Origin of the sequence: Streptomyces sp. CA-142005, from assembly GCF_050942335.1 — a bacterium.
GTDB lineage: Bacteria > Actinomycetota > Actinomycetes > Streptomycetales > Streptomycetaceae > Streptomyces.
Map to the genome: position 1 here is coordinate 107988 of NZ_CP192078.1, position 15389 is coordinate 123376.

Genomic DNA, 15389 nt, shown 5'->3' on the forward strand with positions numbered 1-15389 from the left:
GAATGACCAGCCCAGATTCCCGCGCCTCTCAAGCATTCAGAAAATCTCGGCTGACGCCTCAAAAGGCTCATGATCGATGAATAGCGGGCGGCGCAGGCCAAGAACTAGGATCGGGCGCAGCACGTACTTCACAGCGCCATGAGGGGCTGCCCCCGGCCACCCCCAGGAGAACCGCGATGGCGACGCTGCTGTCCGTCAACGTAGGGATGCCCAAGGACGTCCCCTGGCAGGGAAGGACCGTCCACACCGGAGCGTGGAAGTCCCCCGTGCACGGCCCCCGGATGGCACGGCGGCTGAACATCGACGGAGACGGCCAAGGCGACCTGGCCGGGCACGGCGGCGAGATGCGCGCCGTCCTCGTCTACCAGGTGCAGTCCTACCAGTACTGGCAAAAGCAGCTCGGTCGCGACGACCTGACCTTCGGGATGTTCGGGGAGAACTTCACCGTCGACGGCCTGCCCGACAGCGAAGTGTGCATCGGCGACCGCTACCGCATCGGCGACGCCGAATTCGAGGTCACCCAGCCGCGCGTCACCTGCTACCGCGTCGGCATGCGCCTGGGCGAACCCGCCATGGCCTCTCTGCTGGTCGCCCACCACCGCCCCGGCTTCTACCTGCGCGTCATCACCGAGGGACACGTCCAGGCCGGTGACGAGATCACCCTCACCCGCAAGGGCCCCGAACAACTCAGCGTCGCCGACACCGACGCCCTGCTCTACCTTCCCGACCGCGACCCCGAAAAGCTGCGCAAAGCACTCAACATCCCCGCTCTCAGCCCCGGATGGCAGCAATCCTTCCGTGAACTCGCCGCCGCCCAGCAGCCCACACAGGAACCGGGATGGCCAGGCGAACGCGCCAGCGCCCAGCAACCCAGGGAAGAACAGGGATGGCCGGGCTTCAAGACCATGCGCGTCGCCCGCATCATCCCCGAGACCCCCACCGTCTCCTCGATCTACCTCGATACCACCGACGGCACCCCCCTACCGCAGCCCCACCCGGGCCAGTACCTCTCCCTCCGCCTGGACATCGGCGCAGCCGCCCCCGCCGTACGCAGCTACTCCCTGTCCTCCGCGCCCACAGCCGGCACCTATCGCATCAGCGTCAAGCACGAGCCCCACGGCCAGGTAAGCCACTACCTCCACACCAGCCTCCACCCCGGGGACCTCGTGGACGTCGCAAGCCCCCGCGGAGCCTTCGTACTCAAAGAGAGCGCCGACCCGGTCATCCTCATCTCCGCAGGCATCGGCGCCACCCCCGTGCTGGCCATGCTCCACCAACTCGCCGCCACCCAAGGCCCACGGCCTGTCTGGTGGATCCACACCGCCCACGACCGTGCCCACCACCCCTTCGCCGACGAGGCCCACACGCTCCTGGCACAACTCCCCCACGCCCACGAGCACGTCTACTACACAGCCGAAGCCCCGCATCCCGACGAGCCCCACATCACCCAGGGCCGCCCCACCGCCGCCTCACTCGCCGCCATGGGCATCCCCGCCAACGCCGACGCCTACCTCTGCGGACCACCCGCCTTCATGGACGAGCTCAGCGGCTACCTGCGCGACCACGGCCTCGATCCCGGCCGCATCCACACCGAAGCGTTCAGCGCCCTTCCCGCCATCAACCCCGGCGTCACGCCCACGGCCGTGCTCCGGCCGCACCAACCACCCGGCCCCGCCGGCACCGGGCCGCTCATCACCTTCGCCCGCAGCGGCATCACCACCCCCTGGTCACCCGCCCACGCCTCCCTCCTCGACCTCGCCGAAGCCTGCGACATCCCCACCCGATGGTCCTGCCGCACCGGCGTATGTCACACCTGCATCACCCACCTCGTCGCAGGCGACATCACCTACACCATCCCACCCCTCGAGCCCCCAGAACCCGGAACCATCCTCATCTGCTGCAGCGAGCCCACCACCGAAGTCGTCCTCGACCTCTAGCCGACGAGCAAACCCACCGGCACTCGGCCCTGCCTATGACGCCCGGGCACCCCCCTGCCTGCCAGACAAAGGTCCAGCACCCAATACAACTTGTGCAAGGCCAACGACGGGCAGGACAGACACCAGCAGTCACGCCTGACGACCACGGCCGGCACGACGCTTTGCCCTTTCGATTTCGCCCTCGATGGGCAGCCAGTAATAAGGGACAAACGCGGCGATCACAGCCACGCCCAGCACGGGAAACAAGGCGCCGAGCAGGGTTCCGGCACCGAGCCAGGCAAGGGCCAACCGGAAGCGCCGGGCGATAGCCCTCACTCCAGCGGAATCGATGGTGGCAGCGAGCAGCCGACGATCACGGCGGGCATGCCACCAGATCACGTTGAACAGAACGGCCGCGAACTCAAACGCGGCACCATGCAAGACGACCGCAACGCGCTGGCCACGCCCGTCACGGAACGCATCGGCCAGCACGGAAGCCGCGAACGGCAAGAACGCGATGTCCATCAACAGCACAGTGTTGAGGAACAGGACCACCCGGTCAGCGCTGCGGATGTGGTCGAACATGACGTGATGGTTGACCCACACCTGACCGATCAGCATAAAGCTGACACTGTACGCCAGATAAGACGGCCAGAGCGCCACGAGACCATGCACGAGATGACCCGTGTCGTGCGGCGGACGAATTTCCAGAACAAGCAGCGTTACGGCGATGGCGACAACACCGTCACTGAACGCGACCACTCTGGCAGGATCGCGCTCCACCCCGAAGGGCGTTGGCTTCGCCGGTCCATGAAGAGGCTCTGTCATCGTCCCAGTCTCAGACACCGCACACCGCCGGCCAGGACGAAAGGGCATTCCATCAATCTGATGTACACCGACGGGCTCACCAAACGCCCGCGGCTTCAAGCCCACAGAACCGCCGCAGGCTAAGGACTGGGATCAGAATGAGGTGCTTGCCGCTCAGGGATGACGGCGTGTCAGTTCTCGTTGCCAGGCCAGGCAGGGGGTGGGTGCGACCGAAGCGTGGTGGGGCAAGCCGAGGCTGGACGAGGGCGGGCTCAGGAAACGGCCTGGGCGCTACGCCGCGGGCGGCTTGTTTGGCGGTTCCCAGCCGTGGGTGAGGATGTCGAAGAGTGCCCCGACGGCGGCCCGGCGGTCCTGCCGGTCGCGAGCGAGGACCGGGATCTCGAGCACGAATCGAGCAAGAGCCACACATGCGAGGTTGTCGTGATCCACGCCGAACTCGTCTGCGATGGCTGCGCCGAGGCTGTCGCTGTACCGGGTCCACATGCGTTCGGCGTACGCGCGCAGTACCGGCGTGGAGTTCACCAGGTTGGTGAACTCGGCCGCCTGAGGATGCGCCCCGATCGCTGGCCAGGTGTCCAGCACGTGCTGTCGGAGGGCATCGAGGATGCTCTGCCCAGCGGGTCGCTGCCGCACCGCGGCGATCAATTGTGACTCTCGGTCTTCGTCCTGGTCGAAGACCAGCGCTTCCTTGCCGCTGAAGTGCTTGAACACCGTGGCGGTCGACACGTCGGCGGCGTCGGCGATGTCACGGATGCTCACCTGGTCGTAGCCGCGCTCCAGGAAGAGTTGCAGTGCGGCGTCGGCGATCGCCTGCCGGGTGGCCGCCTTCTTGCGGTCGCGGCGGCTGACAGAGGGCACGGTCATGGCTAGAGCGTACCCGACAGTCGAATCAATCGCTAAGTAGAGTCGTTGTACTTTTCTACTTGCTCTGTTTTTATGGACACTGTGCGTACCTGGCCGGCACATCGTCGTCGGCCTCGTCATCGTCTGCACCGCGCCGACCTGTTCATTGGGGAGGCCCCCTGCGTGGCACGTCCGGTGCCGAGGTCGACGATGCCCGGCCCTGCTCGCCTCCTCTTCGCCGACTGAAAGGAACAACCATGAACTCCCCAGAGCCCGCCCGAGCCCGCATCAGCATCATCGGTGCCGGCCCCGGCGGACTGACCTGCGCCCGCATCCTCCAGCAGCGCGGCATAGCAGTCACCGTCTACGACCGCGACCGGGGCCCCGACGCGCGCAACCAGGGTGGCACTCTCGACCTGCACGCCGACAACGGCCAGATCGCCCTGCGTGAAGCCGGCCTGCTCGACGAGTTCTTCAAGCTCGCTCGCCCCGAAGGGCAGGAAATGCGTCAGATCGACCCGACCGGCACGATCACGTCCCATCAAGTCCCGGAGATCGACGAGCTGTTCAAGCCGGAAATCGACCGCGGCCAGCTGCGCAACCTGCTGCTCGACTCCCTACAACCGGGAACTGTGCATTGGGGCCGTGCCCTGGAAATGATCAGTGGACCCGACGACGGGCCGCGGCGGTTGCACTTCACCGACGGCTCGACCATCGAGACCGATCTGGTCATCGGCGCCGACGGCGCCTCCTCCCGGGTGCGCCCGGCCGTGTCTCCCGCCGTCCCCGGGTACACCGGGGTGAGCTTCCTGGAAGCATGGTTCTCAGACGTCGAGAACCGGCACCCGGGCATCGCCGAGCTGGTCGGCCAGGGCAGCGCCCACGCAGCCGACGGTGAGCGCGGCCTGTTCGCCCAGCGCAACAGCGGAAACCACATCCGCGTCTACATCATCCGACGAGTCCCGGTCGACTGGATCAACGCGAGCGGCCTGACCGTCGAGGACACCGATGGCATCCGCGCCCTGCTCCTCGGCGAGTACGCCCACTGGTCGCCCCGCATGCGCAAGATGATCATCGAAAACGACGGCCCCTACGTCGACCGCCCGATCTTCGCCCTCCCTGTCCCGCACACCTGGGAACACAACCCGACGGTGACCCTGCTCGGCGACGCCGCCCACCTCACGCCCCCGCTCGGCGTCGGCGTCAACCTCGCCATGCTCGACGCCAGCGAACTCGCCCTCGCTCTCGCGAACGCCGCCACCATCGACGACGCGATCCGCACCTACGAGAAGACCATGCTCCCCCGCTCCACCGAGACGGCCAAGGCCCTCGAAGGCGGCGCCGAGCACCTGCTGTCCGCAGGCGTACCCGACGTCGGCAGCGACGACGCCGCCCAGCCCTGAGAACTGGGATCAGACTGAGGTCTTCAGCCGCCGCCAGCAGATGATGGCGCAGCCGAGGGTGACGAGGGCTTGGTGAATGTCTTCGCGGATCTCCCAGCGGATGCGCAGGCGCCGGAACCAGTGCAGCAGCGCGATGGCGCCCTCTACGACCCAGCGGTGGACTCCGAGGCCGGAGCCGTGTTCGGCACCGCGTCGGGCGATAACCGGGGTGATTTCGAACCGGCGGACCTTGTCGCGGTAGACGTCGTGGTCGTAGCCGCGGTCGGCGTAGACCCGGCGGGGGCGGCGCAGGGGTCGGCCGCTCCTGCCACGAATCGGCGGAACGGCCTGGATCAGCGGGATCAGCTGTGTGACATCGTTACGGTTTCCACCGGTCAGGGTCACCGCCAGAGGGATGCCGTGCGCCTCGACCATCACGTGGTGCTTGCTGCCGGTCTTGCCCCGGTCCACCGGGGAGCGTCCGGTGGCTGGCCCGCCCTTCATCGCGCGCACGTGCGAAGAGTCGACGGCAGCCCGGGAGAAGTCCAACATCCCAGCCGACCGCAGCTCGGCCAGCAGCAGCTCGTGCAGGCGCTGCCACACCCCGGCCTCGTTCCAGTCCCGCAGCCGCCGCCAGCAGGTCATCCCCGATCCGAAGCCGAGCTCCTGCGGCAGGTACCGCCACGGGATGCCGGTGTATAGCACGAACAGGATCCCGCACAGCACCCGACGGTCATTGATACGCCGACGCCCCGGATACCGGAACCGCCGCTCGACCACCGGCAGCAGCGGCTCGATCCGCTCCGCGAGCCATATTGAAGACCCACCAGTCGACCGCGTGGCGCATTCGCTTGTTGGCTGCATAGCGGAAGCGGACCTGCCGGGTGCGGCCGGAAGACCGGGTGACCGGGGCGACTCCGGTCTCGGCCATGAGTGCGGCCGGGGTGGGGAAGCGATCGCGGTCCTCGCCCATCTCGGCCAGCAGAGTTGCCGCGCAGGAGCGGCCCATGCAGGGGAAACTGAGGAAGATCGGCGCGTCGGGGTGAGCAACCAGGAGCTCGTCGATCCGTTTGTTGAGGATGCGGATGTGGTCGTTGAGCAGGGCGAGTTGCTCGGCGAAGAGCACGGCGGTCAGCTGCTTGCCGGCGACCGTGCCTGGGGCTGCGGTCAGCAGGTGCGTACGCAGTCGTTCCACCAGCACTTCGGGGCGAGTGCGCCCGGAGTAGCCGTGACGGCTGGTGAACGCCTTCATCCGCTCAGGGCCGACGCGGCGGGCCTGCTCAGGGGGGTAGTCCTCCAGGAACGCGAGGCTGATGTCGCGGTCGAGGGAGGAGAACAGGTGCAGCACGGCCGGGTGATAGGACTCCAGGATGGCCCGCAGCTGGTTCTCCAGGTCGCGCTGGTTCCAGACGACGCGTTCCCGATCGCGGATGACGGCCCGCAGCTCGGCCAGCTTCGGTGAGGCGACCGGCAGCGGCCGCCAGTGCCGGTATTCGTGCCGGAGACTGTCGGCAAGGACGAACGCATCGAAGGCATCGTCCTTCTTCGGTGCCATCCGGTAGCGTTCCCGCGCTCGCGCGGAGATCTTCGGAGAGACGCAGTAGAGGGTGTGCCCTGCGGCTTGAAGGCGCTCGACCAGCAGGCCCTCGCCTCGTTCGATGGCGATCCCGGCCAGTGGTGCGTGGCGGCGCAGGTGCCGGTCCAGACGCTCGAGGCCGTCAGCGGTGTGCGCGTAGCGCCTTTGGTGCACGACCTGGCCGGCCTCGTCCACGAGGCAGAGCTGCTGATGGGCGTTGCCCCAGTCGACGCCGGCGAACACCCCGATGGGATCTGTGGTGTTGGTGGGTAACGAATGGTCCATGGATTCCGTCCCGTCGGTCCTGGTCACCGGCTGGGCGGCTCCGCTGGTACCTCATCTCGGCGCTCGAGGCGCGACTCCCGCTGGCCAGTTCGCGGCCCGCCTCCAGCGGGAGGGACTGGTCTGCATGGGGGCCTCGAAGGCAACGCGTCTGCATAGGTCCTCTCCCGCTGGCGCGGTGACCGGTGGGGAATTCCCGCCACCAAGGAGTGTGCACGGATGAGGTCTGCACGATGGTGCGAGGCCAGACCGTCTCCACCGCCTCGGGCAGACCCTTGAGCCCGTCGCAGACCAGCATCAGTACGTCGCTCACGCCGCGGTTCTTGATCTCGGTGAGGGTGTGCAGCCAATACTTGGCGCCCTCACCGCCGTCGCCGGCCCACAAGCCCAGAATCTCCCGCCGGCCCTCGACGGTGACAGCCAGGGCCACATAGACGGGGCGGTTGGCGACCGCGCCGTCACGGATCTTGGTTCTGTCGACGATCTTGTGATCCGGACGGTTGAGCGGGCTGTGCCGACTGTTCGCGATCATGCATCGGGTGCTCTCGTGATGTGCTCCTGGAGCTGTTTCCGTACCTGTCCGCGCTGGTGATCGAGGGGGTCGAGCGACGGCCGGACAAGGTAGTACTGCGGGCACGAGCGCGGTCGACGACGGGGACCTGCCACTGCGGTCATAGCTCGTCGCGGGTGCACGGCGGGTATGTACGCAAGCTGCGTGATGCCGCTGTGGGCGGTCTCGGTGTCGTGATCGAGTTACACATACGTCGCTTCCGCTGTGAGAATCCCGCCTGCCCGGCAGTGACGTTCGCCGAGCAGATCGCGGGGCTGACGACTCCGCACGGCCGCTATACGCCTTTGCTGCGCGGGCTGTTGATGCAGATCGGATTGGCGCTGGCCGGCCGGGCCGGGGCCCGCCTGGCGGCCGCTGTCGGCATCACGGTGGGCAGGGACACCCTGCTGCGGATGGTCCGGGCCCTGCCCGAGCCGGAGATCGGCGAGGTTGAGGTGCTTGGTGTCGACGACTTTGCCTTCCGCAAGGGTCGCCACTACGGCACAGTGCTGATCGACATGGCCACCCACCGGCCGCTGCATCTCTACGACGGCCGCGAGGGCGAGGACCTGGCCGCCTGGCTCCAATGCCATCCCGAGGTGAAGGTCATCTGCCGGGACCGCTCCAGTGGTTACGGGGAGGGCGCGCGGGTCGGGGCGCCACAGGCCCAGCAGGTCGCGGACCGATATCACTTGTGGGCCAACCTTGCCAGGCGGTTGAGAAGACGGTCAACGCCCACCGCTCCCGCCTGGCAGAACCGCTTGCTGGAGCGGAAGACGGCCCCGGCCACCCGGAAGCGGAGCCCGAGGTGGTGCAGCCGTCGAAGGAGCTGAAGATCGTGACCCGGCTGCGGGAGCAGCATGCCGCCGCCCACGAGCTGTGGGCGCAGGGGATGTCGAAGGCGGCGATCCGCCGGAAGCTCGGGCTGCACCAGGCCACCGTCCGCAAGCTGGTCAACGCCCGCTCCGCTGATGATGTCGTCGCCAAGAGCCTGCAGCGGGCGCATGTCGTCGACCCGTACGTCGGCTACCTGCACCGACGCTGGAACGAAGGCATAAGAAATGCCGCACAGCTCCACCGGGAGATCCAGAAACTCGGCTTTCCCGGAGGCGAGTTGGCCGTCCAGCGTCACCTGCGGCGCTACCGCACCGGGCGCGGCCACGCACCCGCCGTCGGCCCCACACCGCCGACGGTCCGCGAGGTCACATCCTGGATCATGACCCACCCCGAACACCTCCGCGACGGCGATGCCGACAAACTGCACCGCCTGCGTGAGCGCGACCCCGAGCTGGACCGGCTCACCGGCCACGTCAGGAAGTTCGCCGTCATGATGACCGCACGCCACGGCGACCGGCTCGAGGAGTGGATCGCCGGCGTCGAGCACGACACCCTGGCTCCGCTTGCGGGCTTCGCCCGCAACCTCCGCCGCGACTTCGACGCCGTCCACAACGGTCTGTCCCTGCCACATAGTTCAGGCGCTGTTGAAGGCAACATCAACCGGCTGAAGATGCTGAAACGCCAGATGTTCGGCCGTGCTGGCCTCGATCTCCTTCGCAAACGCGTCCTGCTCGCACGGTGACATCCTCTGCACTGGATCACAAGATCGTCGACAGAACCCTGATCTTCACGTGGATGGCGTCCACGAAGACCACCGGATAGACGGGGTCGAGAGGGCGGCTCTGCCATTCGGCCATGCCCTCGAGGACCTTGTCGGTGATGGTGGAGATGGTCTGCCGGGACACCTCGGCTCCGTAGACCTCCGCCAGATGGGCCTGGACCTCGCCGGTGGTCAGGCCCTTCGCGGCCAGCGAGATCACCATATCGTCAACGCCGGTCAGGCGCTTCTGCCGCTTCTTGACGATCTTCGGCTCGAACGAGCCGTCCCGGTCGCGGGGCACGGCTATCTCCACCGGCCCGACCTCGGTCAGGACGGTCTTTGAGCGCTTGCCGTTGCGGGAGTTGCCCCCGTCCTTGCCTGCCGGATCGTGCTTGTCATAACCGAGGTGGTCGGTGATCTCGCCCTCGAGGGCGGACTCCAGCAGCCGCTTGGTCAGCTGCTGGAGCAGTCCGCCCTCACCGGTCAGCTGCAGGCCCTCTGCCTGAGCCCGGCTCACCAGCTCGTCGATCAGCTGGTCGTCCACGGCCTTCGCCGACACAGCCGCTGCCAACTCGACAGCCTCGTGCTCGGCCACGTTCACTGGTCATCGATGCATCTTCCATAATCGGGAGTTACACCGAACGATTTACAGTCCCCTGGAGACGGTTGAATGCTCTGGTGACGGACTGGACGCAGATGATCGATGCTCACGGGATGATTGGACGAGTGCCACTGCTCCTGGATCAGGTAGGGCGGGAGGAAGCTCCGGAGACTTGGGAGGAGCTTTGGGACCGTCTGTGCCTGCACGGTGAGACGGTCTCCCCGGCGAGCTTCACCGCTCTTCCGCGCTTGGCAATCCTGGCTCCCACATGTGCCCAGGCGCTTGAATTGGCCGGCGCCATCGTGCGTGGCACCTTGCAGCATCCTGACGGCGAAGCTCTGCTCGCGGGCTGCGCGGATGCGATCGCCCGACTGCGGGAACTCGTGGACCAGCAGCTTCGGACGCGTCCTGCCAACTACAACCGGATCTTCGGCGATCTGCTCGCGCTTGAAGGGCAGTACCACTGGAGCGCCGCTCTGGAAGACTTCACCGACGACTTCTACACCGTGTCCTGCCCGCACTGCGGAGCGGAGGTGACCATCGCCGTCAGCGACTACGGCTGCTACTCGGCCATCCGTGACTGGGATCTGGGCGACATCGAGCGGCGGCCGCTGCGGCCCGCTTCGGCCGAGGAGCTTCGCGACCCCGGCCGATGGATGCATGCCACAGCCGTCCGGGACGAGCAGCAGCGACTCGCCGAGGGGATCAGGCACGTCTTTGGCCGTGCGGAGTGCCCGGCTTGCGCCAGCGTCTTCAGCATTGCGGAAGCGCACACGAGCGCGAACCTTCCCCCAGCCCTTGAGACGTCCTGACCTGGGACAGGGTGCCCCCCACCGCCTGTCATGATCTTGGTATGGCTGGCGTAATCACGGCTTCGGAACCTTCGTGGATAGCCCCCTCCACCGGGCTGAGCCCCCGGCTCTTCCGTAAGTTGATCGCAGCGCTCCGCCGCGAGAGCCCGGACAGGGCCCGTCCGGGACGTCCGTGGTCGCTGCCGCTGGAGGACCGGGTCCTGCTGGTGGCCTGTTGGGTGCTAGAAGTCCCATACTGGCGCTGAGCTGCGCATTTCGCCGGAGCATCGTGATCTTCGTCAGGCGGTGTCGCGGTACTGGTGCATCAGTCCGCCGAGAATGTCGTGTCGTTGGATGCGCTGCGCCGGGAAGGGAATGACGTCCGGGGCGTCGGCGGGAGCTCGAAGATCGAGGGCGCGGTGCGGCCTTCCGGTGTTGTGGTGCGTCGCATACTGGGCAGGACGTGTCGGGCGTGCTGCTCGTTGTAGATGAGCATCCGGTCGGTGCACTCGGCTCGTACGCTGCGGATGAACCGCTCCGCGTGGGCGTTCATCCGCGGCGCCTGCGGCGCGGTCTTGAGGATCTTGATGTTGTCGCTGGTGAAGACGGTGTCGAAGGCCTGGGTGTAGCGGCTGTCACGGTCGCGCAGGAAGTAGCGGAAGCCAGCGGCTCGCTCGCCGAGGTCAGCCAGGAGGTTGCGGGCGAGCTGGGTGGCCCAGGCCGCGGTCGGGTGGGCGGTGACGCCGAGGATGTGCACCGTGCGGGTGCCGACCTCCATGACGGCGAACGCGTACAGCCTGGTCAAGCCACGGTGTCAACGCGGAAGAAGTCTGCGGCGAGCAGGCCGGAGGCCTGGGCGCGCAGGAACTCGCGCCAAGTGGGCCCGGCGTCCGGGCCGCGTCGAGGTGCCGGGCCGAGTCCGGCGCCGTGCAGGATGCGGCGGATGGTGGAGGCGCCGACCCGGTGGCCGAGACGCCGCAGCTCGCCCTGGATGCGAGTCGAGCCCCAGGTGGGGTTCTCCCGGGCCAGGCGCAGGATCAGCGCCGTAAGCTCCTCGGATATCGGTGGTCGCCCGGTGCGTGCGGGTTTCTGTCGCCACTTCCAGCGGACCGGCCGGCGGTGCCAGTTCAGCAGCGTGCCGGGTGTGACCAGACGGTGCCGACGCAGTCGGCCCGGGATGTGCCGGGCGAGACCTGCGAGCACGGCACGCTCCGGCCAGGTCAGCCGCGGACATCCCCCGACCTGCCGGCGCAGCACCGCGACCTCGTGGCGCAAAGCGAGCAACTCGACATCCCTCGCCCGGTCGGTACGGGAGAGCAACAGCAGCAGGCCGAGGAGCCTGATGAAGATCAGGTAGAGCATGCGCAGCACCATGCCCGCTGAGCGTGCCACGCCCGCCGACCCTCGCAAAGTTCCAGCTCAGGACCTATACACGAGTTTCGGCACCCCACAGGTGAACCGCCCATCGGGCCGCTCGTGCAGCCAGCCGTGGTCGGCGAGCTTGGTCATCTTCGCCCGCAAAGGTTCCAGCTTGCCGCGCACCGCAGTGTCCAGGCCCAGCCGCTCGCCGACCGCCCTGACCTGCACCGGGCCGTCGGCCTCCCGCACGATCGCCAGGATCCTGCGGTAGTCGCCGGGCAACGCACCCTCGTCGACCGTGTCGCTGCGGTGCGGGATGAGCAGGACCGCCCCCCGGCCCTGCGCGGTTACCGGACCGACAGCCTCGGCGTCGGCCTGGACCTGCTCGGCCAGGCGGTTCAACACCCGCTCCACGATCGCCAGTTCGTCCCGCTCGGCCTGGACCTCCTGAAGCTGCTTGGCCAACTCCTCGGCAAGGGCGTCCAGTTCGCTTCGGCGGGCGGTGATCCACTGCCGCTCCTGCATCCCCGCGCCCTCCCGCGTTCTCACGGCGTGCCGACCTGCTGACGGATCGTAGCGAGGGTCGGTTTGGGCGCAGCCGAACCCGGCATCCCGCCGGAGCCGGGACCTGCCCGATGATCTACACCATGGTCATCGGCCGCCGACCGGCACGAGCACCCAACTCGCCATTCACACCAGACCCGTGAGCTGCGACTTCACGATGCACACCGCTCAATGGATGGAGAGTGGGTGTGCTTCTGGGACGTGCGACGGCCCCGAACGGAGCGACTCAGCAGGCTCCGCCGCAGGTGTTCGCCTGTTCACGCTGTCCATGTCGTCGGCTACTCCCAGGCGCCCCATGAATGCCGACTCGCTGCGTGCCAGGACAAGCCGCAGTTGCTCCTTAAACGCTGCGTAGGGCACGTCCGAGCCAGGCCTCTGTGTTGCCACGACTGGATCAACGAGACATGCGGGGCAGCCGATGTGCGTCGGACGGGCGGACGTGCCGATCGCGGCCGCGCGCATGCATCAAGGCGCAGACGCACGGTCTGCGGGAGGCGCGTAGCCACGTGCGGCGCCGCCGATGTCGTCTTACGGTCGTGGAAGGGGACTCAACGACCTTCCACCTCAGCGCCTGAAGGGCAGGCGAAACCCATGGAAGCGCCCGGCATGCGCGTGGTCGTCGTCGGGGCCACCGGAAACCTCGGCACCAGCGTTGTCCAGACACTCGCGCGGATCCCCGGATCGACTCGATTCTGGGATTGGCCCGCCGCCTTCCGCAGTGGTCTCCGACGAAGACCGAGTGGGCGAGCGCGGACATCGCGGACGACAGCACCGACCTGGCCGGTCACTTCGCCGACGCGGACGCCGTCGTCCACCTGGCGTGGCTGTTCCAGCCCACGCATCACCCGGCGACGACCAGGCGCACAAACGTTCAGGGCAGCATCCGGGTCTTCGACGCCGCGGCCGCGGCCGGCGTCCCCGCGCTGATCTACGCATCCTTCGTGGGGGCCTACTCACCCGGACCCAAGGGCCGGGTCGTGGACGAGCTCTGGCCCACTGACGGCTGGCCGGAGTCGACGCTGTGCCAAGAGAAGGCCTATGTCGAGCGCGTCCTGGACGCCTTCAAACTCCAGCACCCCGAGGTCCGCGTGGTGCGGATGCGGCCGGGCTTCATGTTCAAGCGGGAAGCCGCGTGCGAGCAGCACCGTTTGTTCCGCGGCCCGCTGGTGCCCAAGCGCCTGACCCGCCCGGAGCGCATGCCCGCAATCCCGACATCCCCGGCATGCGCTACCAGGCCCTGCACACCGATGACGCGGCCGAGGCCTTCCGGCAGGCCATCGTGCGTACGGTGCACGGAGCCTTCAACCTGGCCGCCGAGCCCGTCGTGGATGGACACGACGCGGGCACAGCGCGAACTGGAGTGGGCGCCCCGGTATACCGTCCAGGATGCTCTGCTGGAGTGGCTGAACGGTCTCCACGAGGACGCGGGACTGCCCACCCCGCCACTGGTCGGTTCACCAGGACTGCGCCGGTGAGGCAACACCAAGGCGGTCGCCCGACCGTGAAGCCGCACCCGGCTCAGGTACCGGCCAGCAACATCGATTCGGCGCTGCAGGTCACGACGGGCGGACCTGCCCAGGCGGTGTGCCGGACCGTCAGCCTCACTCCAGTGACAGGGCCCACCTCGGGAGGTACGTGATGACCAGTTCGCCGGACACCCGGCCGATCGTGGTGGGCATCGACCCCGATCCCACGCAGTGGCTGGCGCTGGCCTGGGCCGCCGACGAGGCCGGCCGGCGCAGGCTTCCGCTGCGCCTGGTGGACGTGTGAGAGGCACTGCCCTCCAAATACCGGACGGCGGAACTGACACCGGCGTGGGAGACGTCGGACGAGGCGCGGCGTACGCTCGGCACACGCGCCCTTGAGCAGGTCGAGGCTTTCTCAGGGACCGACGGCCCGAGGTTGAGGTGTCGGTCCTGCAGCGCATGGCGTGCAGCACGAGGGCGTCGTCGCGGACGCGAAGCAGGCCGAGGCGTTCGCGTCCTGACCAGGCGTATTTCGCGACGGCCACCTTGGAGGACCGGCCGAGTGCCTGGACGAGCAGCTTGTACGGCTTGACTGCGACGTCGTCGACGGATTGCAGGTAGTAGCCCTCCGCTATGCGGATGGGGTCGATGCTCGCAGTTGAAGAACTCAGCCATCTGCCTTGGCCACGCCGATCGGGCAGGACACGCTGGAGCCTCCCAGCCCGCAGTACCCGTTCGGGTGGTGACTGCTCTCGCTTGACCAGGATGGGTGTTTTGGCACGCACTGTCGGTTGCTCAGCCCTCGGTGAAGCACGCCGGCCATGCGGTGAGCGGCACGCTGGACGCCGCCGTGGGACAGCTGGCCCTCCCCGCCAGGCCGAACGTCACTGGTCGCCGGAGCGGCGCGGTGTTGTCATGGGTAGGGAGACGGGTGTGGACGAGCGGCCCGGGGAGGCCGGGGCTCCGCCCCGTCGCGAAGTGGAGGAGGCCGATGCCATGCTGCACCGCCGCAAGGTCAGTGACGTGATGACTGAGGAGGTCGTCACCCTCCGCCCCGACACAACGTTCCACGAGATCGTCGCCTTGCTGGACGCCAACGACATTGCCGCGGCCCCGGTTATCGACGACGAGGGCGCTCCCATCGGCGTCGTGTCCGCGTCCGACGTGCTGCGGCACGAGACCGGTATGCCCGACCCACAGGGGCAGGACGGCAATGACGAGCACGCGTGGGGCAAGGCTCGGGCCCGGACCGCGGGCGCGCTCATGAGCAGTCCCGTCTTCACGGCCCGTGCTGACTGGACGATCCCCCAGGCCGCGCGGGAACTCCGCAGGCGGCACGTCAAACAGTTGCCGGTGGTCGGCGACCACGGGCTCCTGACCGGCATCGTCAGCCGCAGCGACCTGCTGGACGTCTTCATCCGCTCCGACGTCGAGATCCGCGGCGAGGTCGAGCAGGACGTCCTGGGGCACATCCTCGGTCTGGAAAAGGGCACCGTCGCGGTCGAGGTTCGGGACGGCGCCGTTACCCTGCGGGGTCACGTCCCGGAGCCGCGTCTCGTCCCGGTGGCCGTGGGCCTGTGCCAGGGCGTCGACGGTGTCGTTGCCGTGGATGCCCAGCTTGCGGCCCCCTAGGC

The 15389-nt window shown here is 67.9% G+C and carries 14 protein-coding genes and 5 pseudogenes; 9 read left to right on the plus strand and 10 right to left on the minus strand.

Annotation, left to right across the window (positions count from 1 at the left end; all coding sequences use genetic code 11):
• The first annotated feature begins 176 nt into the window (after positions 1 to 176).
• Positions 177 to 1937: an MOSC domain-containing protein gene (locus ACQPXS_RS00555; protein WP_433445903.1), complete on the plus strand. Its 1761-nt coding sequence runs from the start codon at positions 177 to 179 to the stop codon at positions 1935 to 1937.
• Positions 1938 to 2066: 129 nt separating this feature from the next.
• Here ACQPXS_RS00555 and ACQPXS_RS00560 read toward each other — a convergent pair whose 3' ends face one another.
• The gene (locus ACQPXS_RS00560; RefSeq protein ID WP_433445904.1) at positions 2067 to 2744 is read right to left on the minus strand and encodes a TMEM175 family protein; all 678 of its coding nucleotides are present in this window, start codon (positions 2742 to 2744) and stop codon (positions 2067 to 2069) included.
• A 270-nt stretch (positions 2745 to 3014) separates the two neighbouring features.
• Complete coding sequence (locus ACQPXS_RS00565) at positions 3015 to 3608, minus strand: TetR/AcrR family transcriptional regulator (RefSeq protein ID WP_433445905.1); 594 nt, start codon at positions 3606 to 3608, stop codon at positions 3015 to 3017.
• 236 nt (positions 3609 to 3844) lie between these two features.
• Between ACQPXS_RS00565 and ACQPXS_RS00570 the strand changes: the two genes are divergently transcribed.
• Entirely contained in the window at positions 3845 to 4990 is a 1146-nt protein-coding gene (locus ACQPXS_RS00570) for an FAD-dependent oxidoreductase (RefSeq protein ID WP_433445906.1), read from the plus strand.
• A gap of 9 nt (positions 4991 to 4999) precedes the next feature.
• Here ACQPXS_RS00570 and ACQPXS_RS00575 read toward each other — a convergent pair whose 3' ends face one another.
• From ACQPXS_RS00575 to ACQPXS_RS00585, 3 genes and pseudogenes are all read right to left on the minus strand, one after another.
• The gene (locus ACQPXS_RS00575; RefSeq protein ID WP_433445907.1) at positions 5000 to 5749 is read right to left on the minus strand and encodes an IS5 family transposase; all 750 of its coding nucleotides are present in this window, start codon (positions 5747 to 5749) and stop codon (positions 5000 to 5002) included.
• Positions 5703 to 6857: an IS110 family transposase gene (locus ACQPXS_RS00580; protein ID WP_433445908.1), complete on the minus strand. Its 1155-nt coding sequence runs from the start codon at positions 6855 to 6857 to the stop codon at positions 5703 to 5705. Before ACQPXS_RS00580 ends, ACQPXS_RS00575 begins: the two co-directional genes overlap by 47 nt.
• A 181-nt stretch (positions 6858 to 7038) precedes the next feature.
• Positions 7039 to 7296, minus strand: a pseudogene (locus ACQPXS_RS00585) (transposase); the annotation flags it as partial.
• Positions 7297 to 7379: 83 nt separating this feature from the next.
• Here ACQPXS_RS00585 and ACQPXS_RS00590 point away from each other — a divergent pair.
• Both ACQPXS_RS00590 and ACQPXS_RS00595 read left to right on the plus strand, forming a co-directional pair.
• Positions 7380 to 8210 (plus strand): ISL3 family transposase, encoded by an 831-nt coding sequence (locus tag ACQPXS_RS00590; protein ID WP_433445909.1) that lies wholly within the window; start codon positions 7380 to 7382, stop codon positions 8208 to 8210.
• Positions 8211 to 8593: 383 nt separating this feature from the next.
• Positions 8594 to 8956, plus strand: coding sequence for a transposase (locus ACQPXS_RS00595; protein ID WP_433455634.1), 363 nt, complete (start codon positions 8594 to 8596; stop codon positions 8954 to 8956).
• Between the two features lie 37 nt (positions 8957 to 8993).
• Here the strand turns inward: ACQPXS_RS00595 and ACQPXS_RS00600 are convergent.
• Positions 8994 to 9569: pseudogene (locus tag ACQPXS_RS00600) on the minus strand (IS256 family transposase); the annotation flags it as partial.
• Positions 9570 to 9652: 83 nt separating this feature from the next.
• Here ACQPXS_RS00600 and ACQPXS_RS00605 point away from each other — a divergent pair.
• Together ACQPXS_RS00605 and ACQPXS_RS00610 are read left to right on the plus strand one after the other, a co-directional pair.
• On the plus strand, positions 9653 to 10387 hold the full coding sequence (locus tag ACQPXS_RS00605) for a hypothetical protein (protein WP_433445910.1): 735 nt from the start codon (positions 9653 to 9655) through the stop codon (positions 10385 to 10387).
• A gap of 41 nt (positions 10388 to 10428) precedes the next feature.
• Positions 10429 to 10629: pseudogene (locus ACQPXS_RS00610) on the plus strand (IS5/IS1182 family transposase); the annotation flags it as partial.
• 62 nt (positions 10630 to 10691) lie between these two features.
• Here ACQPXS_RS00610 and ACQPXS_RS00615 read toward each other — a convergent pair.
• Genes ACQPXS_RS00615 through ACQPXS_RS00625 form a run of 3 tightly spaced genes read right to left on the minus strand, consistent with a single transcriptional unit; the run spans position 10692 to position 12250 of the window.
• Positions 10692 to 11171, minus strand: a complete 480-nt coding sequence (locus ACQPXS_RS00615; protein ID WP_433445911.1) for an integrase core domain-containing protein — start codon at positions 11169 to 11171, stop codon at positions 10692 to 10694.
• Positions 11168 to 11758, minus strand: coding sequence for a helix-turn-helix domain-containing protein (locus ACQPXS_RS00620; RefSeq protein WP_433445912.1), 591 nt, complete (start codon positions 11756 to 11758; stop codon positions 11168 to 11170). The genes ACQPXS_RS00615 and ACQPXS_RS00620 overlap by 4 nt, the downstream gene beginning before the upstream one ends.
• 27 nt (positions 11759 to 11785) lie before the next feature.
• Positions 11786 to 12250: a hypothetical protein gene (locus tag ACQPXS_RS00625; protein ID WP_433455636.1), complete on the minus strand. Its 465-nt coding sequence runs from the start codon at positions 12248 to 12250 to the stop codon at positions 11786 to 11788.
• Positions 12251 to 12880: 630 nt separating this feature from the next.
• Here ACQPXS_RS00625 and ACQPXS_RS00630 point away from each other — a divergent pair.
• Both ACQPXS_RS00630 and ACQPXS_RS00635 read left to right on the plus strand, forming a co-directional pair.
• Positions 12881 to 13764 (plus strand): annotated as a pseudogene (locus tag ACQPXS_RS00630) (NAD-dependent epimerase/dehydratase family protein).
• A 163-nt stretch (positions 13765 to 13927) separates the two neighbouring features.
• A complete protein-coding gene (locus ACQPXS_RS00635) occupies positions 13928 to 14059 on the plus strand; it encodes a universal stress protein (protein WP_433445913.1) in 132 nt (43 codons plus the stop codon).
• Between the two features lie 151 nt (positions 14060 to 14210).
• Here ACQPXS_RS00635 and ACQPXS_RS00640 read toward each other — a convergent pair.
• Positions 14211 to 14408: pseudogene (locus ACQPXS_RS00640) on the minus strand (Ku protein); the annotation flags it as partial.
• 262 nt (positions 14409 to 14670) lie between these two features.
• On the opposite strand from ACQPXS_RS00640, the gene ACQPXS_RS00645 reads away from it, so the two are divergent.
• Positions 14671 to 15387 (plus strand): CBS domain-containing protein, encoded by a 717-nt coding sequence (locus tag ACQPXS_RS00645; RefSeq protein WP_433445914.1) that lies wholly within the window; start codon positions 14671 to 14673, stop codon positions 15385 to 15387.
• Positions 15388 to 15389 lie beyond the last annotated feature (2 nt).